This window comes from Paenibacillus uliginis N3/975 (genome assembly GCF_900177425.1).
Taxonomy (GTDB): Bacteria; Bacillota; Bacilli; order Paenibacillales; family Paenibacillaceae; genus Paenibacillus_AQ; species Paenibacillus_AQ uliginis.
The window spans coordinates 3,326,425-3,347,688 of the sequence record NZ_LT840184.1; the positions used below are offsets into that span (position 1 = coordinate 3,326,425).

A 21,264-nucleotide genomic window follows, 5' to 3' on the forward strand; every position below is an offset into this window, starting at 1 on the left:
TAACCTTGTTAAAAAATATAAACGAACCGGTAAAGGGATTATTCCTTAACCGGTTCGTTTGCTTTTGTGGGTGGTTTACCGCTTTATTCTACCTCGACCATTCGCTGAAAAGTTTCCTCCCTTCCTCTCTGCTTATTTTTAGTTCATAATTCCGTGGCTCACAATCTCTACCGTTACTTTAGGATCAAACTCCACCTTTGGGTAATCCTCTACCCAATTCAGATTTTTCCATGTATCCGGATAGTAAGCCATTAATCTTCGACCAATCCCAAACCCGTCAAAATTGGCCTGCTGCATTTTTTTCGTAATAGCTTGAGCTCTTCTCGTCAGTTCTTCCGAGAGTTTCTTGTTTAACTCTCCTAAAACTCGCCGATCGTTTAAATGATCCTTCGGATATTCAATGGCAGTCACTTTTAAATTCAAATCCAGCGTCACATTAATATTTCGGTAGCCATTAACGTTTACTTTCATCTTCCGTTTTAATCTTTGAATGTTCATCGCGATATATTTTTCCGGTTCTCTATTTCCCTCCTGATTTATTTTAAGCGTCAAGCTACTAGTCTTAGCTAATTTATCTTTCATCAGCAGGTACAATAATGAATCTTCTGACTTTAACGTACCTTTCATGATATCCCCACTAAAAAGTGCTATCCCGTAAATCAAAGGTTTTGTCTCACTTTTAGAAATATACGGTACAGCAAAATCATCACCTGAATCCAGCATGCTTGGGCATATAATTTGAAGGTTTACCGCTGGAACAATCGTTCTATTCTCCGCACTTCGGATCAGCTTGCTGAAATGCTCACTGATTAGTTTTGTACCTGTTAATTTCATATTGATGGCATCTTTAGCATTACCCTTAACGACAGCAATCTTCGCATTCAGAGCGCTTTTAGGATCACGGTAGAGAACATCGAGATACGGATAAATACCTTTTCTCGCTAAAGCCTCACCGAATAGAATGACACGAATCTTGGAAGCCGATAATCTACCGGGTACTTCACGGTCAGTAATATCCCGAGTATGTCTGCTTGTATTTCCACTCACCGTATGAATTTCGCTATACTGCTTCTGTCCGCTTTCCGAACCGCTCACATCAAGTATCGCAGAAGTCGTCTGAATCTTCCCATCAGAAGTCAAATCTAAACCCACTATAAATATAAGTCTGTCATCCTTCAACAATTGCTGGTCCCAACAACCCGATAGCAGCGATGCCATGAAGCAGACTGCAAATATGATTATACCCAATCTCACCCCGTACTCCCCCTAGCTTCCTTTACCTTGAACAGAACGGAAATCATAAGTAGAACGAATGGGATCCCAAATACAATCACATAATTAGCGGTGGATAAAAATTGTCTTAATATATCAATCAAGAGTGGATCATGTAAGATCAGGGCAATAACAAATACTAGGGCCACCGTGTAAGGAACTGCTTTCCGATGACTGCTCTTCGCCTTAAAGAGATTAGCGATTCCCCTGGAAGCCATGAACATATAACCCATTAATGAAGTAGCCGCCACAACCGCCCATAGGGAGAGAAAATAAAGGTCTGGCCGCTCAAACACACTGAAAGATAACGCTTTAACCATGTAAATTAAAGGTTGAGGAAGCAGTTCCATCTCCGGTGGACTGAATACGATAAGACTGGTAAAGACCGCAAAGGTATACAGCATAGTGGTGAAGATATTCGCTATGGTTGCTGCCTTGAATTTCCCAGCGCTCCCTCCTTCCACGAAGGGATAACAAATCAAAAGAATCTCATACCCCGAAAAAGAGGACATGGCTTCATGTGCGCCCTTTGTTATTTTCCATATACCTGCTTGTCCCACTGGCAATACATATAGAAAGTTAACATGGACATACGCATACGCTGTAATGATGATTACTGCAATGTTGCAGAAGAAGACGAGTACAAAAAAACGGGCAATCGTTTGAAGGCTCTCTCGGACCAAATAAAAACATACGCCCATCATCATGCCTATGATGATCCATCTGGGCGTATCGAATAATACCCAGTCTTTTACCGTTCTGCAAAACGTAATAATGATAAAGCTGGACACCAACATAAAATAAGCTGCATATACGAATTGAATAAATTTACCTATATATTTTCCCAATAGAGTAGGCAAATAATCATACAGCGTAAACGAAGGAAACCTTCTGCTTAAACACCACATAACGACAATAAACAATTGAGCTAGCATACCCGCCAACAGCACGGATATCCATCCATCCCCTTTTGCTACTTCATGCACCCTGCTTGTCAATCCTAACAGCCCGATACCAATTTGAGTCTGGATAATCAAAAATACAAGCTGCCCCGACGTAACTTGATCCTTGTTATTAGTCATCTTTCTGCTGCTCCTCCCCTGAAGATCGCTGTTGATCTAGTCTTTGTGGAGCTGGATCATTTGAACGCTGCTTCAACATCCATTGAGGTAACCGGATGATCGTATCCTTCCAATCCTTCCATCGAAACGGTGCTACAGGGGAAAAATAGGGCGTCCCAAACGATTCTAATTTACATAAATGGATTACAATAATCATCAAGCTGTAGACAATCCCGAAAAATCCGAATAGCGATGCGGCTACCATGACAGGGAAGCGCAGCATTCGAACCGAAGCACTCATCTCATGAGAAGGTACCACGAAAGAAGCAATAGCCGTTAACGCGACAACAATGATCATGGCGTTCGATACCATACCTACTTTAACAACAGAATCTCCGATGACGAGACCGCCGACGATCCCAATCGTTTGTCCTACCGGCCCAGGGAGGCGAATGCCAGCTTCGCGAAGCAATTCAATCGTCAGCTCCATAAACAGCGCCTCAAGGATCGGTGGGTACGGAATATGCTCAACGCTGCTTTTGACCGGCAGCAGCAAATCCTGTGGAATCACTTCGTAATGAAAAGACACCACCGCAATATAATAAGCCGGAAGACCGATAGCGATGATAAAACTGAATACCCGGATGAATCGGATAAACGACGCTTGCACAGAACGGAAACTATAATCGTCCGGTGATTGATAAAAAGCAAAGAAGGTCACAGGCATAATTAAGGCCGTAGGGCTGCCTTCAGCTAGCAGCGCGACTCGGCCTTCCAGTAAATTCGCTATGACTCGGTCGGGTCTCTCCGTATGCAGCAGCTGCGGAAAGGGTGAGAAAGATTTGTCTTCAATATATTCTTCGATAAATTCGGAAGATGTGATATTATCCGCGTCAATATTGCGTATCCTTTGATCAACTTCCTCGATGAGCTTGGGATTGGCCAGGTTCTGTAAATAGACAATCACCACTTCACTCTTTGTTTCATTTCCAAGTTTATAGCGTTTCACAACCAAATTTCGATTCTCGATATGTTTGCGAACTAATTGTAGATTTATAAGGACATTCTCTACAAAACCTTCGTGTGAGCCCTCCACAACTTTCTCGTTGTTCGGTTCGGTGATACTACGAACATGACTCGATCTCACCTCAATAGCAAAACATTCTTCCATGCCCTCAATAAATAGCACTGCATATCCATTAACTAATAAATCAATTACTTTCTCAAGATCACCATGCTTGTCGGCACGCATCGCGATTAATATTTCTTCTAAATCTCCATCTCTTCTTTGCAAAATCGGTTTTAATATTTCCTCGCGAATTTTACTCTGGTCACACATGGTGTACATAAAGAGGAACTCGCTCGTATGCCCTGGAATCGATACCGTTTCGCGTGCTAATTCATCTGTATGAAATAGCGCTTCTTTCAAATATTGAATATTCTCCTGCACTGTTGGAAATACCGGTTGGGGTGATAACACGGACTTTTTCGACATAGGTCTGCTTTTTCTTCGATTGTTATTAAACATTGTTTTAAAAAAGCCCATAGCCCTGCCTCCTTGTCATCATATGACAGCTAAAATATATATTCCCCCCAAAAACAGGTAAATATTCTTTAGTCTGGGGTTTACATCTATTCGGATAGCTTCTTTCCGAAGATAGCAGAAAAAACAAATCGGCTTCCCTCCTGCGTTAAGGAGAGAGCCGATTTTTGTTTGAAAAGACATCTGTCACATCTTCAGCAAAACACATAAATAATATGTTATTATTTAACGGAAATAATTAATAATGATTATCATTATTAATTAGAACACTCTTAAGAAACAGTACATAATCATGTGTTTCTACTTTTCCGTTGATATACTAGATTATCTTTTGTAACAAATAATGATATAGAGAACCTTACATTCCCAGGAGGACAATATGAATGAGCAGATTTACCGATTGGTAGAAGCATTTGAGTTGGCATTGAATAAAGAGAGCAGCCCTTATGAAAAGCAGATTACACAATCTACAATAATTGTTATTGCATCTGGTATCTCCAAAATTTATTGTAATCAGGACAAAGAAGAAACATTAATTTACGGGAATATATTTTTCACCAAAAAAGATAGCTACATTCGGATTGAGCCGATTATGGCAACAGATGTCGTACTGTACATTATTACCTTTCAGATGTATGAGTTGATTACCTCCCCTTTCGACGAACTGCTATACCGGAAATCGGAGCATAATCTACCATCAATAGGACTGATTCAATCTCATATACCGGAATCCTACATGAAAGCTGCAGGAGACCTGGCTTCAGAGTTGGAGGTTCTAAGTCCTATACAGCAACAACTTGCCCTCTTGGAACTATTATGTCCGGTTCTAACTGGTAAAGAACTCCCTGACACTAACGTTGTGCTGGATGAAGCTATTGCCTATATACATAAATCGTACACGACTTCCTTAAATCGGAATGATCTTGCTGCAAGAATCGGATATCATCCTAATTATTTTTCACGGGTTTTTCGGGAGAAAACAGGAAAGAGCTTTCAAGATTACGTCAAAGATCTCCGGATACACAAAGCTAAGGAGCTACTGCTGATATCCAGTATGAGTATATCTGAAGTAGCTCGCGCTACGGGATTTAAGGACAGCCTATATTTTAGCCGAGTATTTTATGAAGAGACTGGTGAAAGACCTAGCATGTATCGCACTTCTTCTAAGCGCATTGTTGCCATTGGCTTTGCGGAGACTCTGCTTGCCATCGGTATCCGGCCGGTAGCGATTGATGAAATGTCATGGAAAAAGTCCCCCTATTTACAGAGGTATTTCTCGAAACAAGAAGTCTTCGACAATGCTGACTTGGATGCCATAAGGAGATCTAAACCTGACATCATCGTTTGTCCGGCACATATTCGGAGGCGTCAGTTGCTGGAGTACGAGAGTATCAGTCTAGTTCTTGCTAAGCCCTGGTTGGAACCGGATCCACTGACGCAGATTAGAGAATTCGGGGAGCTTTTCCGCCGGGAACAAGAAGCCGAGAACTGGATTATCTATTTGTATTCTATAGCTGATCAATATAAAAAAAGGTTGAAGGAAAAAGGAATAGCCCAGCAATCGTTCGCCTGTTATGAAATTGCTTATGGGAAATGTCATGTATTGGACTTGCTTTCCAGAGGAACATTTGTCGCCTATCAAATGCTGGGTTTACAGCCGCCCGAGCAAATCCGCAAAGATGTTATCAATCAAAACAAACCCCTTGTTATTAACATGAAAGAATTACCGGACTATACTGCTGATACAATGTTGATCACCATTTATGAGGAGATGGGAAACACCGTTAATCAGAACATATTGCATTCAGATTCTTGGAAGGCTGCAGAACAATCTTCACAACACCGAATGCTATACCCCCCTTATGATCAAATTCGTCCTAATAGTGGTATTTCCCTCGAAACACAGCTGCATACGATCGCAGGTCTGCTTCTGGCAGACCTGTGATATTACATTAATCCATAATTTTAAGTAAGCATAATACATCGACGCTCTAATGGGCGCTTGTTATAATTATCGATGATAATCATTATCAATTACACAGAAAGGACATCAGTATACATAATTATTTATTACATCAAAGGAGTGATTCTGTATATCCGATATGTATAATTGCGTGTTGAAACGCATCACGTGATTGAAATTAAATAGTTTTGACTCGCGTATAGAAAACGTTATGGCAGTGATGTAAAGGAGTAAACAATGGCTCTATCTAAAAATGTACTAATATGGTTTATTGGTTTGTTTCTTCTCCTTCTACTCTCAGCGATCCATGTGACCCAAGGGCAGGCTGCTTTTGGGATAGCCGATTTGTTGAAAGACATGTGGAAGCCTGGGGAAATTCAGAACATTCTGTTAACCATACGTCTTCCAAGGGTTGTCATTGGGGTTTTGGCCGACTCCGCGTTGGCCTGTGCCGGTGTTCTGTTGCAGACCGTTACACGTAATCCGCTTTCGTCGGCTGGAACACTAGGTGTTAATGCAGGGGCCTATTTTTTTGTCGTATTAGCCATGGTTGCTTTTCCCCAAATGCTTGCGGAATACCGTTTCCTCGTTGCTATTATGGGGGCTGCTGTGGCCGCACTCATTATCCTCGCACTCGCTGGGAAGCAACTAGATCCGGTCAGAACCGCTTTAACGGGTATGATCTGTACTATGATTTTCTCGGCGTTGACAAGTAGCCTACAGCTAATGTTTGAAAAACAGACGCAAACCGCATTTTTGTGGGGGTCAGGGAGTCTCGTTCAACTAGGATGGTCAGGTGTTCAATTTGCAAGCGGGCTTATCCTGATTACACTGCTGATCATGGTGTTATTCAGCCGATCCTTTGATATTTTGGCTTTGGGCGAAGATGTTGCTTCCTCCCTCGGCTCTAATGTTCGGGGAATCAAATGGCTGGCTTGGGTTCTTTCCATTGTGGCAGCTGCGGTAACGGTCAGCGTTGTTGGTCCTATTGGATTCGTAGGCTTGATCGCTCCCCATCTGGTTCGTCTATTCGGTATACATGATCATCGGCCTCTTCTTATCCAATCCATGATATGGGGTGCTGTCCTTATCATTGGAGCGGATGTGTTGGGAAGATTTCTCTCCTCGGGTTCAGAAGTGCCCGTTGGTGCAATGACCGCCCTCATTGGAGGCCCTTGGCTCATGCTGCTAGCATATCGTACCGGTAAAAAACATTCCGTTCGCGCGAATCACATGGGTGGAGCTCAATTTCCTCGCTCTTTCCCGCTTCTCGTATTGATAGCTATTGTGATCTCCGTGATAATTCTCGCGGTGAGTCTATCCTTTGGTGGGACTACTTGGACACCGATTCGCTCTTGGTTTGACGGCTCGATCTGGTCATCCAGTGCAGTACAATTTCGCTTACCTAGGGTCTTCGGCACTTTTTTCGTAGGTGTTCTGCTGGCATTAAGCGGCTTGCTGCTTCAAGCCGTTTTGCGCAATCCACTTGCTGATGCCTCTATCCTTGGAGTGACCTCCGGTGGTGGTGTGGGCGGCTTGCTGATCATGCTTGTTTTAGGTGCCTCCGCTGCATGGATACCGGTAGGAGCGATGACGGGCGCAGCGTTGGCTATGGCTATTATTCTATTCGTTACAAGGCGTTCCAACTGGGAACCGATTATGCTCGCATTAATGGGAATATCCGTCTCAGCTATTGCTTCGGCGGTCATCCAGGTACTTATTGTTCGTGCTGATATATATATCACGCCAGCCCTAGTATGGCTTGCTGGAAGTACATACGGAATAAGCTGGAATGATCTTGGACTACTGGCGGTCACGGTGATTATCGTTGTCCCCATTACTCTTCTTTGTTCAAGACAACTTGATTTATTAGCTTATGGTGATGATGTGGCCACAGGACTTGGGATGAGGGTCGGTGCTGTAAGGCTACTAGCCATTGTACTTGGAGTTACAATGGGCGGCATCGCAGTAGCCATTGTCGGTACAATAGGATTTGTTGGGTTGATCACTCCCCACATTGTAAGACGTTTGACTGGGCAGCATCATTTTAAACTGATCATCCTCTCCTCTATTACCGGTGGATTTTTACTTGTTCTGGCCGATTTTTTAGGGAGATTCCTGCTGGCACCAAAGGAAGTGCCATCTGGGCTCATGATTGCGCTGATCGGCGCACCATACATTTTATATTTGCTTCGCAAAACTTAGGAGGAAATCAACAATGAAGAAATTGCTCACTAGACTGATGCTGGTCATCAGTATGCTTACCATTCTGGCCGGATGTGGAACCGCTAAGGAATCAACAGGCAGCGAGACAAAAAGTACAAGTGCAGCTGCAAGCGACAATAACAAAACGGTAGAGAATAAGCACACTATTAAGGATGCACGCACCACACTGGAGTTTGATAAGATACCGGAACGCATCGTTGTTCTGCAATGGCAAGAAGCTGAATTTTTGCTCGCGCTTGGCATTCAGCCCGTCGGGTTTGCAGACATTCCTAACTGGGATCTCTGGGTAAATATCGAGCCGAAACTTGCGGCGGATGTCGTGGATGTAGGATCACGTGTGGAGCCTAGCCTTGAAGCTATTGCCGAACTTAAACCTGATCTGATTATCGGTACTCTTTCTTGGCATGAAGGTTATCTAGAACAACTGGAGAGCATCGCCCCGACCGCACTGTTCGAAACATCCATCAATGGTACGAACTATACCAATGAATATGATAAAATGCTGGACACTTTCCGCGAGTTCGGTACATTCTTTGACAAGGAAGCCGAAGCGGAGGCCGTTATTGCCAAACTGGAGAAAACGATCAGCGATGGTCAAGAAAAATTAAAGGATGCTGAATTTCCTACCAAAGAATTCCTTGCCGCCATGGCATATTCCGGTACACAAGCTCCTGAATTTCGCTTATATAATAACCGCTCTCAAACCGCTACACTGATAAGCAAACTGGGTTTGACTAACGCTCTGACTGAACCGAAAGGCGATGGAACATTTGACGTGACCAATGTGGAGGCATTAACGGCCTTCAAAGATGTACTGTTCATGCATATTGTGCAGGATACGGATAATGTATTTGAAAATAATCTGAAGGGTGCCAGTGTGTGGGAAGATCTTTATTTTGTTCAAAAAGACCAAATGTATGGTCTCGGTGGTGATACTTGGCCTCAAGGCGGGCCATACTCTGCAATAACCATTGTGAACAAAACTGTGGAATCCTTAACCTCTGCCGAAGGAAAATAATGATGCAGCATAACCTATTAACCACTGAACACATGACATTAGGGTACGGTTCCAGCATAATCATTAATGAACTGAGCATTGAAATCCCTGTCGGCAAAATAACGGTCCTAATTGGTAGCAACGGCTGCGGTAAATCTACAATTCTTCGCTCTCTTGCTCGGTTGTTAAAACCGATTCAGGGACAAGTATTTCTCGATGGACAGCCGATCAGCGAGCTCAAAAGCAAGCAACTGGCTAAAAAATTATCCATCCTGCCCCAAGGGCCACAAGCACCCGAAGGGGTTACTGTAAGGCAACTGGTCAAGCAAGGAAGATATCCCTATCAAGGACTCCTTCAAAATAGCTGGTCCGTAAAGGATCAAGAAATGGTCGAGCAGGCACTTACTGTAACAGGAACTCAGGAGTTTGCAGATCAGCCTGTATCCTCACTTTCAGGCGGACAACGTCAACGTGCTTGGATTGCAATGACTCTTGCACAGCATACTCCCATCATTTTGCTGGATGAACCAACCACTTACCTGGACATGGCTCATCAAATCGAAGTACTTGATCTGTTGTTCAAGTTAAATCGAGAGGAACAGCGTACCATTGTCATGGTGCTACATGATCTGAATTTGGCCTGCCGCTATGCCGATCATCTTTTGGCGGTCAAGAATAAAACCGTTGTCAAGGTTGGAGCTCCGGAAGATATAATGACCATAGAATTGCTTAAAGACGTATTCGGCTTGCAATGTAAAATCTACAGAGATCCGATCTTTAACACGCCTTGCTTCTGCCCCCATGGTCAAGGGAGAAAGTTGAAGGCGTTACAATACACATGAAGTTGTGTGGTTTTGAAATTAAGACAGTGGAAAACAAATCGGCTTCCCTCCTACGTTGAGGAGAGAAGCCGATTTTTGTTTGAAAAGACTATACTTGAATTTCAAACTGCTTAGAGTACAGGTGTGCATACGCTCCATCACGTGCAAGTAACGCATCGTGCGTACCTTGTTCCACAATACCGTCCTAATTCGCTCTGCTATTACCGGATCGTAGAAAGTCGATGAGCAATGACTGGCTCTGTTTTATCTACTCCCACATATTGCATCCTCATACATAAAAAATAGCAAGTGGAGAATACTCTCAGTATCAAATTAGCACCTGGAGAAAATCACAATGACCAACACCAAACGAATATCCTTATTAGGCATTTTCTTCATAATGCTTCTAGCCCTGGGAATTACCAACCACGTCATTATGATTCCTATTTTGCTTCAAACCGCTGGTCGTGATGCGTGGTTCGGCGTTTTAATGTCGATGGTTTTACATATAGCTTGGGTATATATCATTTACTTTATAATGAAGCAGACAAATCAACAGCCCATATTTCCCTGGTTCAAGGAGCGCTTTGGCTCTGTGCTGACGTGGATTTTCATCATTGTTACTACCGTTTATTTCTTTCTCATGGCACTTGTCATGTTGAGAGAAACAACGACATGGGTTAGAGTATCTTACTTGCCGCAAACACCTACATCAGTTGTCTCGATTGTTATCATTCTCCTGTGTATCTATGTTGCCAATAAAGGAATACGATCTATTGCGATCATTTCTGGTATCCTGATCCCGTTCGTATGGATTCTAGGCCATTTTGTAGCTGTAGTAAATCTCCAACACAAAGATTACTCCTTATTAACCCCTCTTTTTGTTGACGGCTACAAGCCTATGTTAAAAAGCATGGCAATTGGCTTAGGTGGTTTTATGGAGATCATTATCTTAATCTTTATTCAACAACATATGTCCCGCAAAATTAGTTACTTATCCATTGTCATTTTGTCTGTTCTGCTGGGTGGTCTTACCATCGGACCACTTATGGGGGCTATAGCTAATTTTGGTCCGACCATTGCGTCGCAATCCCGATATCCTGCGTATGAACAGTGGATGCTGGTCACGATAACAAAATATTTTACCCATGTCGACTTCTTAGCTTTGTACCAGTGGATGTCTGGTGCATTAATACGGATCTCCCTCTTCTTATTCATTATCTCCGGCAGCATTCCATTTAAAAAACCAAAGCGGCGCCTTCTTTTCTTATTATTATTAGGTGCTCTCTTAAGCGGCGTGTCATTAATCCCAAGTGTCGATCATGAGCTGGAAATGTACGTATTGGGCAAATACTCTTCCGTTTCCCTTATATTTTTAACGACATTCACTTTAGTCATCGCGTTATCAACTACAATTAAAGTCAAGACAAAAGGTGATTAGACGATGAATAACAAACCCCGAAATCAGATGTTTCGCAAAAAATCCAAACAAAACGGAACCGCTGTCAACAATGATTCTGTTACTGAAACGCTGAATGAAGAATCTTTGCGCGCTCTATTTGCAGATTCTTCCGATGTCATCATCACAGATTTCCCGACCAAGCAAGATGGGGGAATTTCAACACTATTACTGCATAGTGATGGAATGATCAATTCCACGGTGATGACCCAACATGTACTTCCCAATTTGGAATGGATACTGGAAACTTTCTCGAATTGGGAAGAACTCATTCACGAGCTTGACAAATCGATGAGATGGAAACGGATTAAACAGCATTCAGATGTCGAGAAGCTTCTGTTTATTGGACACCTAATTGCATTTTTCCCTGAACAAAAATGCTTTTATTCCATTGATATTGCTCAAGTCCCTAAAAGGATGCCCCAAGAATCGAATACAGAAGTTGCAATCAAAGGTGCCAGGGATGGATTTACGGAAGATTTAAACACCAATGTAGCATTAATTCGTAAAAGGCTGCGAACGGCGTCCTTGCATAATGAACAATTTATTATCGGCGAACGAAGTCAAACCAGAGTATCTTTACTTTATATTTCGGATATTGCTCGTCCGGAAGTCATTGAGGAAGCTAAGAAACGATTGAATAATCTTAAAGTTGATGCATTGATAAGCTCGGGACAGCTGGAAGAAGGGATATCTGATTATACACTATCCATATTCCCGCTGTTTGACCATATTGGGAGACCAGATTTTTGCAGCGAGGTGTTGTTGTTAGGGCGCTTTGTTATTATGGTGGACGGATCTCCGATGGCATTGATCGCTCCTTGTAATTTGCTTTCGATATTAAAGTCGCCGGAAGACACTTATTTCCCTTACCATATAAATATTTTCGAACGATTGCTTCGGCTTTTTGGTTTGTCCATAGCTATTTTTTTGCCAGGCTTTTGGATCGCCTTAACTGCATATAATATGGACCAGCTTCCATTCCCACTTCTTGCAACAGTTGCTAATTCAAGATATGGACTTCCGTTTTCTACGCCAGTAGAAATTATTATAATGCTTAGCATGTTCGAGCTATTCAGGGAAGCAGGCGTTCGTCTTCCTAAGGCAGTCGGTCAAACAATCGCCGTACTGGGCGGGTTGATCATTGGTGATGCTGCGATTCGTGCCGGTCTTACTTCCCCCACGATGCTCGTTGTTTCAGCCACAACAGCCGTCGCCACTTTTACATTAGTAAACCAAACGTTGAGCGGGACTGTCAGCATCATCCGAATATATATACTCCTTTGCTCCTCCATTTTCGGTATGTTAGGCTTCTTTATTGGTATGATGAGCATTATAGCTTATCTATCTGTTTTAGAATCCTTCGGTCTTCCTTATCTGGCACCTTATTCCCCGCTGACTTTGAGAGATCTGATGTCGGCCTTTCTTTCCAAACCATGGGCTTTCAAGAAAAAGAGACCAGAGATGCTTAACACCATAGACAACACATCACAAGAAGGGGAAACGGGATGAAATGAGAGTTTACCTTAGATTAATAAAAATAACATCTGCATTGATGCTCCTGAACTTGCTTTGCGGATGCTGGGATATCAAAGAAGTACAAGACGTGAATTATATAACCGCTCTGGGTATAGATTATGAGGATGGGAACTTCATCGTATATACTCAAATGCTTGATTTCTCTTATGTTGCAAAGGCTGAAACCGGGAAATCGGATAAGCCTGCTCAAGTATGGACTGGAAAGACTTCAGGAAAAACGTTAAATTTGGCTATAAGCCAAATTTTTAACTCAGCACAGGAACGAACCGTTTGGAGCCACATCTCATGTGTTATCATGAGTGAAAATTACTTAAAAACAGATATTCTGAAAAACAACGACACGATCAACCGTTATCAGGAGGTTCGCTGGACTCCATGGGTATTTGGAACGAAAGAATCGATCGAACGACTATTAACGACGACGGCATTTTTCAATCTTTCCCCCTTGAAAACATTGTTACACGAACCATCGCAGGAATATAAACAGAAGTCCCAGATCGCTCCCATTCGATTTTTTAATTTTATTTCACAACTAACTGAACCCGCTACCACAGCAATACTTCCCAATTTGGCCATTGATTCATCAACATGGAAATTAAATGAAAAAAAAGATCCGAAACTAATTATCGATGGCGGCTATGCCATGTCGGAAGGAAAGTACAACGGATTGCTTAATGATAAAGAACTATCGGGGCTACGTTGGTTGCAAAAGGAAATGCGTCGTTCTCCAATAGCCGTTAAAAAAGACGGAGTATATACCGCTTTTGTGTACCTGGAAAACCCGAAGATTCGGAGATCATTAAAAATCGTTCATGGCGTTCCTAGATACCAAGTTCACATCGAATTTAGAGCAAATGTAACTGAGGCCCTGGCAGAAATAACGGAGACCGAAATCGAGAAAATGGCAGCTGAAGTGATAAAACAAGAAATATTAGATACCTATAACAATGGATTAAAAATAAAATCAGACGTATACAGCTTAAAGCATCTTTTGTTTAAACAAAAGACTGGAATCTGGAAGAAGCTGCAACAATCAGGTGATGACCTGCTGGATGAAAATTCGTTGGATTTGGTTACCGTAAAAGTCAATCTTGAGTATGTAGGAATGACGAAGTTACCTAAAAAGTCATAGGAATTTATGAAAAAGCCATAGCTGATATCCCTTGGGATCGGCTATGGCTTTAATTATACTCCAGCGTAGATCATTGTCTTCTAATCTTGACTAAATCTCTCTATGAGTTGCGTATATTCCTCATACCATCGTTTCCATTCGTTTTCGCGTGATTCTAGAGTTGTACCATCCAGCAAAGCGCTGATAACATCCAAGCATACATGCCAACCAGCAAGATCCTTTGGGGTATGATCCGTGATTTGACTGATCTCTTCAATTAAGCTGAAATCACATCCTGTCATCGTTGGATAAAGTTCAAAACGTACGCGATTATTTCCCCAAGTATATTCCAATACGGAAAGATGGTTTAGCTCCATGATTTCCATTTCCTCAAATGTACCATCCTGCATGTCAAACTTAATAACTCCTCCTTTGCGGAGATCTTCAACCCGAAGTTCGGGAAACCATTGCTTCAGTTTTTCATTCTCTGTTAACATAGCCCAGACTTTTTCATCCGAATGTTTCAGATTACGCTCGAATGTAGCAACATATCCTTCTTTAGCTTTTTGTATGACAGCTAACATGTTAATCCTCCTCAAACCGTATGATTAGTTACTATATCTCATGTTTATTGCTTGGGATTATACATTCAAATGTCTCTATTATCTAATCATTAGCCCGCTTCTTCTCCGTACCATAGCTGGCGGAAGCTTTCGCTTGATACAAGGAGCTCCTCAGCGGTACCCTCTGCTGCGATCTCTCCGCCTGCAAGGACAATGATATGGTCAGCGTGGGAAAGTGCCACTTTACGGTGAGATACAACTAGGCAGGTCACTCCGCCCCGTTCGCGGAACAGCCGCTCCCATAGTTTGCGTTCTGTATCAACATCTAATGCGCTCGACAGGTCATCGAATACATACAGCTGTGCATCGCGCACTAGCATACGGGCAGCAGCTGTTCGCTGGGCCTGACCTCCAGATAGCTTTACACCTCGAGGCCCAACGATCGTATCCAAACCGTTCTGAAGATGAATGATGTCCTCTTCCATGACGGCTGAATGCAGCGCCCGCTCTAAACTGCCTGGCTGCTCCTTTACTCCCAGCAGAATGTTGTTACGAAGCTTATCACTGTATAGCCGCGGGATTTGTGCAGTATAGGCGCTTTGCGGCGGTATGAAAAAGTCTGCCGGGGACTCAATTCTTTCCCCATTCCAGCGGATCTCACCCGTTTCAGCCGGAAGAAGTCCGAGCAGTGTGCGCACGAGCGTTGTTTTACCGCTGCCAATCATACCGGTAATTACCGTGAAAGAACCTTGTTTCAGTGTTAGATCAATGTTCTGGATTCCGCGGCCTGTTTCCGGATAACGATAGGACAGGCTGCGTGCCTCCAGCACCATAAGCATAGGAGCTTGGATAAACGGTGTAAGAAGGCCGTCCTCCGCGACCGAAATCGCCGGAGTTTCTTCTAATGTATCCTTCATCCCGGAGTAGTTGTTCCGATCTTGGTCAGCCACGAAAGAACTATTATTTGCTGGTTGCTTTGGACGCCCGATACCGATGTAGTTGGCTGCCGTAAGCAGTGATGCCGGTGCACCACTTAGCATCGATTTAATACGTTCAAAGCTTATCCCTAATTGTTTGTAATGAGTCATGAAGTTACCTACATTTGAAATAAGCTGTGTGACGAAAGTTAAATAATATACGAACAGAGACAAGTCACCTACAGTAAAGCCGCCGCTGCGCATTTTATAACCGGCCAATACCAGAATCAGACCGGTACCCAGATTAACGGAATTCGTAAAGACAGACGAAAGCGTCTCCGTGAGAAGTTTATCTTTAACCATCGACTGGCGGCGGTTCTCGCTAAGCTTAACGAATCGATCGATAACGCGTTTCTCAGCCCCTGCGACTTGAATGGCTTGCACGTTGGCGAACATTTCGCTGATGGCTCCTGTTACCTTGGCGGTGGATTCCCGGCTTGCAGCCCTATATTTCTGAATTCGGGTGGTTGCAATCTGAGCCGCTGTCACTACGAGAATCAACGGTACGAATACCAGCACCGTCAGCTGTAGATCAATGGAGATTAAGATCCAGCTTGCTACTACGACAAATCCAATGAGACCTAGCGTATCAACGGACCAACTTGTGGCCTCCTCCGCCTGTTCCACATCATCCCGAAAATTGCTGATAGCTTCACCGGGAGAGCATGGTATGGCACGTGCACCCGGCTCCTTGAGTACATGGGCGAGCATATTTCGCCTAACGAGAGCACTGACGCGAAAACGGAAATGAACATCCGTCATGAAGCCCCCATATATCAAAGCAATACGTCCAAGTGCCGCACCGACCAACAAAGCTGCGATACCCCACACGCCATAAGATAAAGTATAAGTACCTTCCAAATGATCAAAGAAAGCTTTCGTAAGTAGTCCAGGAATGAGAGGTGCCATATGAATCAGCGACCAGGCCAGAAGGTTCAACAAATACAAGCCGGGCCGGTACATAATAAGCCGCCAGAAAAAATGTCTTGTTTTCACGCCAACACCTCCTCCATTCCAACGGCAAGCATCCGGCTGAACCTGGATTCCGGATCGGCAGCCAGTTTCTCACGGTCACCACTCTCCACAGTCCGACCGTTCTCAAGAATTAGAATGCGATCTGCTCTCTGCACCGTAGCCAGACGGTGCGCGATTATAATACACGTCTTCTCGCGCAGTAAACGTGTTATTGCTTCCTCAATCCGGGATTCCGTCAATGGGTCTAAACGCGAAGAAGCTTCATCAAGAATAACAAGTCCCGGTTCAGTCAGGAATACCCGTGCAAAAGCCAGAAGCTGTGCTTCACCAGCCGAAAGGCTACCACCTCCTGATGCCAATCCTGTATCCAATCCTTCAGGGAGAGCATTGTACCAATCTCCAAGTCCTAACTGATTCAGCACTTCTACAATCTGTTTGTCCGGTATCCCGTTATCAAACAATGTCAGATTGTCCCGTACAGAGCCTTCTAAAATTTCGATGTTCTGTGTTACCATCGCTACTTTTCGTCTTAACTCGTGAAGCTTACAGCTGCGGATATCCGTACCCGCGAGCTCAATACTTCCCCATTGCGGATCATAAAAGCGCAGTAAAAGGCGCGCAATCGTCGTTTTTCCACTGCCGGTGCGCCCCAATAGCCCCAGCGTCTGTCCCGGTTCCAGAGAAAGGTTCAAATCATCAAGCGTTGTCTGTCCATCTTCCTCGTACGAGAACGTAAGACCGCGGAACTTCACAGACAGCGGCCCATCAGGGAGTGGCGCGCCCGGTCCATCTTTAATAATCGGTTGGATAGCCAGCAGGTCCCGAACGCGCAGCAGACTAGCATCGGCTTTCTGCAGATCCTCGAGCTGGGTACGGATCTTCTCAATTGGCTTCGCGAGCAGCTCCGTGTAATAAAAGACAAGATAAACAGATCCGATCGTCAGGCCACTCTGTCCATTTTTCCACAGGATGGCGCATACGATAAAGGCCGCTGCATTACCTAAAGCGAACACAAGAATCGTTGTACTCCACATCATGAAAAAACCGAGAAAGGCCCTTACCCGTACCGGCAGCATGCGGCGCGACATTTCATAAAAGCGATTCATGACATATCCGGCTGCACCATTAGCCCGAATGTCCTCCGTCCCTTCCAAATGCTCACCAATAAAGCCGTAGAAGTCAGCGTTCAGTTGTCTCCACTGCTTCCAGACCGGAATGGCAAATCGGCGAATGTATTGAATAACATACACGCTGCCAATGACAAATACGGTCATGACAAGCCCGATCCACACATTTTCCCGAAACAGCAATACAAGTATGCCGATCATGAGCATCAGATTTCCGAACAGATGAATGATGAAGCTGGAGAAGAAGTTGGCTAGTGCATTAACGTCTCCATCCACTCTTTCAATCAGAGAGCCGGACGTTTGTGTTTTATGGAAACTCATATCCAGAGAGAGACAGTGCTCCACAAGTTCTGAGCGGAGTTTATTGGTTGTTTTCCAACCCAAGTTCTCGCTAAAGTAAGCGGCTGCTACAGAGATTCCTTGCTGAAGAACGGAGAATGCGATGAACAAGCCTGCTGCATAATAAAGGGGGGTCAGACTTCCTTCCCCCTGTGCCGTATCAATGAAGTAACGGATAATCTGAGGGTTGACGAGCTGCAATCCTATGGATAAGAATAGGAGCACGGTTAAGCCAGTTAACAGCTTCCGCTGCGGTAATACATAGCGAACAAGCATATCCCGATACATACCAAAACTTTTATCTTTCTTGTTGAGATCATGCTTGGGTTCTTCTCTCAAATAAACACTTCCTTCCATAGCGAAGAAATCGTTTGCAAGTCACAAAATAAAGGCGTATTTCATTATACCTTGGCTAAACGGAATAGAATACAAATATTTACTATTCGCCTTTATACGCCAACACTTACAATTACAGAAGGCTTAAATAAAAAAAGAAGCCATGCCTTATACTTAAGGCCATAGCTTCTATCATTTTTACGTCTGGTTATACTTCGACTCTAGAATCTGTATCCTTTCGCTCAATAACTTCTGAGCAGTGCATGCTGACAAGCGGTCTGCAGGTCTCTCCAGGTTCGATTGATTGTACTGTTCTCCATAGCAGCCGACAAACCGAGCAGCGGAAACAACTCTTGTCCGCATTTTAACGACACTTGCGCCGTAGAAACGCATTGTCCAGAAACCCATCCTTCCGTTTTCGGAGAGAGTTGTCCATCCTGCATCAGGTCATTCCAGGACTTAACAATACTTTCGTGAAAGACGATTTCACTCTGCCGTAAAGCCTCTTGCTGTTCATTCAATTTACTTAGAACGTATGGATGATCTGTCTTTTGCTTCAATAACTCTTGAGCTGATTCCAGGAAATGCTGTGCAATCCCTAGCGTAACGGCTGCAAAAGATGCTTGTGCAAAAGGCAGGAATGGATATTTATAAATCATTTCATTCTCGTAAGCCTTCGTTTCCGTTATAACAAACGTCATGTCATCAGGTACGAAGATATCCGTGACCGAAATACGATGGCTGGAGGTCGCTTTTAGTCCAAATGCGTTCCAGTCAGGATCAATTTGTACTTGCTCCGGCAAAAGAATGAAAGAGCGAATCTCCTGATCCTCTCCTGATCTGGTATTCCCGCTTGATCCATTCGATTCCACCACCGCATTCGCTGTAAACACCGTCGCATGGGTGGAACCACTGCAATATTTCCAGCTCCCGTTAACCAGGAACCCACCTTCTACACGTTGTGCTGTTCCGGACGGAGTGCCGCTGCCAGCAATGACCGCTGTTCGATGAGCATATACTCTCTGACTTACTTCAGGAATCATAAATGATGCAAAAAAACCTCCACCGGCACCGATGGTGACCAGCCATCCAAAACTGCCATCAATGCGTGAACAATTCTGAAAGATCTGTACGGCTTCCGGTAATGAAGTCATCCGTCCTTCCAGTTCATTGGGCACAAACAGATGAAACAACCGAAGATCGTAAATGAGCTGAAGCACTTCCTCGCATGCGATCCCTTCCTGCTCCATTCGTAACGATTGTTCTCTTATATTGTTCATTTGTTGCTGTGTTAGAAGCATCTCTCCACCGCTTTCGTCAATTTCGTCACTCTTATTCTATCATGAGTATCCTCGTGGTCTCTAACCAATGAAAAACGCCCCTCGCAGGGGCGCTATTGGTTTAGCATATTCATTCGTATTATCCAATTCAAATGAAAACGGGATAATTGGTTATTGTCATACGGTGGTGCTTCCTTACAAAATTGGTGACAACAGACGCGATATAGACTCTTTAATCCGAATCCATCGCGAGCGTTCCAAATATTTCTCCATCGTTAGCAATGTGGATACGGAAATATCCTGCCTGAATTCATGACTTAACTGCTGGGCTATTCCTTCATCGTATACAAAAGCATTCACCTCAAAATTAAGTTTGAAGCTTCGGAAATCAACATTGGCTGTTCCCACAGATGCGATTTCTTCGTCGACCACTAATGTTTTGGCATGGATAAATCCATTACTGTATAGATAGACGTTCGCTCCAGCCTTTAGCAGTTCTCCAATGTAAGAAAGTGTAGCCCAGTACACAAACATATGATCCGGTTTATCCGGAATCATTATATTCACTTCTACCCCGGACAAGGAAGCGACTTTCAAGGCGTCAAGGACACTTGCATCCGGAATAAAATACGGCGTTTGAATGTAGATGGACGTACGAGCCGAAGTGATCATTTTCAAATAACCGTTCTTGATATGTTCGTACTCCGATTCGGGTCCGCTGGTTACAATCTGAATGCCCACATCGCCTTTGGCCGGTATATGAGGAAACAGACTTGGGAAGTAAGTAATATCGTGAATATGGGAAGCCTGATTCCAATCCAGTATGAACCTGGTCTGTATTGAATACACGGCTGTTCCTTCAATTCTAAGATGTGTATCCCGCCAATAGCCGAATTTAGGATCAAGTCCGAGATATTCATCACCTACGTTAAACCCGCCCACGTAACCGATTTTACCATCGATAATGACCAGCTTGCGGTGATTCCGGTAATTCAGACGAATATTGATAAGACGAAATTTGGACGGGAAGAATGCTTCAGCTTGTCCGCCGGCATCCCGAAGATCTTTAAGAAACTTTTTATTGATCCGTCTGGAACCAAGCTCATCATACAGTACACGGACTTTAACGCCTTCTTTGGCCTTCTTGGTCAACAACTCCATCAATTGTCTGCCCAGATTGTCCTTCTGAATAATATAGTACTGAACATGGATAAAATCTGTAGCCTCCTCGATATCTCTAAACAAGGCTGCAAACTTCTCCTTACCATCCGTATAAATCTTCACCTGATTATCTTCACTGAGCACAGCTTGATTATTAAGCAGGTTCATGGTGATTAAATCTTTATAAAGAGCTGAAGAGTAATTCCGGAACTGAAACTGTTGCGAACGAAACTGTGACACTTGGGATTTCAAGCCCCGATCCAAACCTCTTTTTTTAATGTCGTCCCAATAAAACAACTTCTTGCGTCTGAAGTTCTGGGCAAAGAATAAATACAGCAAAAAACCGGCGATAGGGATTAACAGCAGCACCAACAGCCATGCCCACGTTGCCCCGACGTCTCTTCTCTCCTGAAAAATAACGACGAACGCAAATACAATGTTCAAAAAAATAATGAGCCCAAGCAGCCAGGTTGTGATGTTCATATCAATCTTCCTTCAAGTATATTTTATGTAT

15 protein-coding genes are annotated in these 21,264 nt (G+C 43.6%); 7 read left to right on the plus strand and 8 right to left on the minus strand.

Going from position 1 to position 21,264, the window contains the following annotated elements; all coding sequences use genetic code 11:
* Positions 1–138: 138 nt before the first annotated feature.
* The 3 genes from B9N86_RS15655 to B9N86_RS15665 are packed head-to-tail and all read right to left on the minus strand — an operon-like array spanning position 139 to position 3,879.
* On the minus strand, positions 139–1,254 hold the full coding sequence (locus B9N86_RS15655) for a Ger(x)C family spore germination protein (protein WP_208914109.1): 1,116 nt from the start codon (positions 1,252–1,254) through the stop codon (positions 139–141).
* Positions 1,251–2,354 (minus strand): GerAB/ArcD/ProY family transporter, encoded by a 1,104-nt coding sequence (locus tag B9N86_RS15660; protein ID WP_208914110.1) that lies wholly within the window; start codon positions 2,352–2,354, stop codon positions 1,251–1,253. The genes B9N86_RS15655 and B9N86_RS15660 overlap by 4 nt, the downstream gene beginning before the upstream one ends.
* Positions 2,347–3,879, minus strand: coding sequence for a spore germination protein (locus tag B9N86_RS15665; protein ID WP_280174937.1), 1,533 nt, complete (start codon positions 3,877–3,879; stop codon positions 2,347–2,349). Before B9N86_RS15665 ends, B9N86_RS15660 begins: the two co-directional genes overlap by 8 nt.
* Before the next feature lie 376 nt (positions 3,880–4,255).
* On the opposite strand from B9N86_RS15665, the gene B9N86_RS15670 reads away from it, so the two are divergent.
* From B9N86_RS15670 to B9N86_RS15700, 7 genes are all read left to right on the plus strand, one after another.
* A complete protein-coding gene (locus B9N86_RS15670; RefSeq protein WP_208914111.1) occupies positions 4,256–5,821 on the plus strand; it encodes a helix-turn-helix domain-containing protein in 1,566 nt (521 codons plus the stop codon).
* Positions 5,822–6,076: 255 nt separating this feature from the next.
* Positions 6,077–8,044, plus strand: coding sequence for an iron ABC transporter permease (locus B9N86_RS15675; protein WP_208914112.1), 1,968 nt, complete (start codon positions 6,077–6,079; stop codon positions 8,042–8,044).
* Between the two features lie 13 nt (positions 8,045–8,057).
* Positions 8,058–9,083 carry an ABC transporter substrate-binding protein gene (locus tag B9N86_RS15680; protein ID WP_208914113.1) on the plus strand — a complete coding sequence of 342 codons (1,026 nt, stop codon included), beginning with the start codon at positions 8,058–8,060 and terminating at the stop codon, positions 9,081–9,083.
* A complete protein-coding gene (locus tag B9N86_RS15685) occupies positions 9,083–9,904 on the plus strand; it encodes an ABC transporter ATP-binding protein (protein WP_425298548.1) in 822 nt (273 codons plus the stop codon). Before B9N86_RS15680 ends, B9N86_RS15685 begins: the two co-directional genes overlap by 1 nt.
* A gap of 334 nt (positions 9,905–10,238) precedes the next feature.
* Complete coding sequence (locus B9N86_RS15690) at positions 10,239–11,324, plus strand: GerAB/ArcD/ProY family transporter (RefSeq protein WP_208914114.1); 1,086 nt, start codon at positions 10,239–10,241, stop codon at positions 11,322–11,324.
* 3 nt (positions 11,325–11,327) lie between these two features.
* A complete protein-coding gene (locus B9N86_RS15695) occupies positions 11,328–12,854 on the plus strand; it encodes a spore germination protein (RefSeq protein WP_244562715.1) in 1,527 nt (508 codons plus the stop codon).
* A 1-nt stretch (position 12,855) separates the two neighbouring features.
* The gene (locus B9N86_RS15700; protein WP_208914115.1) at positions 12,856–14,013 is read left to right on the plus strand and encodes a Ger(x)C family spore germination protein; all 1,158 of its coding nucleotides are present in this window, start codon (positions 12,856–12,858) and stop codon (positions 14,011–14,013) included.
* An 80-nt stretch (positions 14,014–14,093) separates the two neighbouring features.
* Here the strand turns inward: B9N86_RS15700 and B9N86_RS15705 are convergent, their stop codons facing one another.
* The 5 genes from B9N86_RS15705 to cls all read right to left on the minus strand — a co-directional run bounded on the left by B9N86_RS15705 (position 14,094) and on the right by cls (position 21,233).
* Positions 14,094–14,576 carry an SRPBCC family protein gene (locus B9N86_RS15705; RefSeq protein WP_208914116.1) on the minus strand — a complete coding sequence of 161 codons (483 nt, stop codon included), beginning with the start codon at positions 14,574–14,576 and terminating at the stop codon, positions 14,094–14,096.
* 89 nt (positions 14,577–14,665) lie between these two features.
* Complete coding sequence (locus B9N86_RS15710; protein WP_208914117.1) at positions 14,666–16,528, minus strand: ABC transporter ATP-binding protein; 1,863 nt, start codon at positions 16,526–16,528, stop codon at positions 14,666–14,668.
* Positions 16,525–18,249 (minus strand): ABC transporter ATP-binding protein, encoded by a 1,725-nt coding sequence (locus tag B9N86_RS15715; protein WP_208920421.1) that lies wholly within the window; start codon positions 18,247–18,249, stop codon positions 16,525–16,527. The genes B9N86_RS15710 and B9N86_RS15715 overlap by 4 nt, the downstream gene beginning before the upstream one ends.
* A 302-nt stretch (positions 18,250–18,551) precedes the next feature.
* Positions 18,552–19,589, minus strand: a complete 1,038-nt coding sequence (locus tag B9N86_RS15720) for an acyl-CoA dehydrogenase family protein (RefSeq protein WP_244562716.1) — start codon at positions 19,587–19,589, stop codon at positions 18,552–18,554.
* Between the two features lie 195 nt (positions 19,590–19,784).
* Positions 19,785–21,233 carry a cardiolipin synthase gene (gene cls, locus B9N86_RS15725; RefSeq protein WP_208914119.1) on the minus strand — a complete coding sequence of 483 codons (1,449 nt, stop codon included), beginning with the start codon at positions 21,231–21,233 and terminating at the stop codon, positions 19,785–19,787.
* Between the last annotated feature and the right edge of the window lie 31 nt (positions 21,234–21,264).

Bases quoted from the DNA above. Each gene is read 5' to 3' on its own strand.
- B9N86_RS15665 (WP_280174937.1), bottom strand. From the start codon at position 3,879: ATGGGCTTTTTTAAAACAATGTTTAATAACAATCGAAGAAAAAGCAGA.
- B9N86_RS15715 (WP_208920421.1), bottom strand. From the start codon at position 18,249: ATGCTTGTTCGCTATGTATTACCGCAGCGGAAGCTGTTAACTGGCTTA.
- B9N86_RS15690 (WP_208914114.1), top strand. From the start codon at position 10,239: ATGACCAACACCAAACGAATATCCTTATTAGGCATTTTCTTCATAATG.
- B9N86_RS15680 (WP_208914113.1), top strand. From the start codon at position 8,058: ATGAAGAAATTGCTCACTAGACTGATGCTGGTCATCAGTATGCTTACC.
- B9N86_RS15700 (WP_208914115.1), top strand. From the start codon at position 12,856: ATGAGAGTTTACCTTAGATTAATAAAAATAACATCTGCATTGATGCTC.
- B9N86_RS15675 (WP_208914112.1), top strand. From the start codon at position 6,077: ATGGCTCTATCTAAAAATGTACTAATATGGTTTATTGGTTTGTTTCTT.
- B9N86_RS15705 (WP_208914116.1), bottom strand. From the start codon at position 14,576: ATGTTAGCTGTCATACAAAAAGCTAAAGAAGGATATGTTGCTACATTC.
- B9N86_RS15695 (WP_244562715.1), top strand. From the start codon at position 11,328: ATGAATAACAAACCCCGAAATCAGATGTTTCGCAAAAAATCCAAACAA.
- B9N86_RS15660 (WP_208914110.1), bottom strand. From the start codon at position 2,354: ATGACTAATAACAAGGATCAAGTTACGTCGGGGCAGCTTGTATTTTTG.
- B9N86_RS15670 (WP_208914111.1), top strand. From the start codon at position 4,256: ATGAATGAGCAGATTTACCGATTGGTAGAAGCATTTGAGTTGGCATTG.
- cls (WP_208914119.1), bottom strand. From the start codon at position 21,233: ATGAACATCACAACCTGGCTGCTTGGGCTCATTATTTTTTTGAACATT.
- B9N86_RS15720 (WP_244562716.1), bottom strand. From the start codon at position 19,589: ATGAACAATATAAGAGAACAATCGTTACGAATGGAGCAGGAAGGGATC.
- B9N86_RS15685 (WP_425298548.1), top strand. From the start codon at position 9,083: ATGATGCAGCATAACCTATTAACCACTGAACACATGACATTAGGGTAC.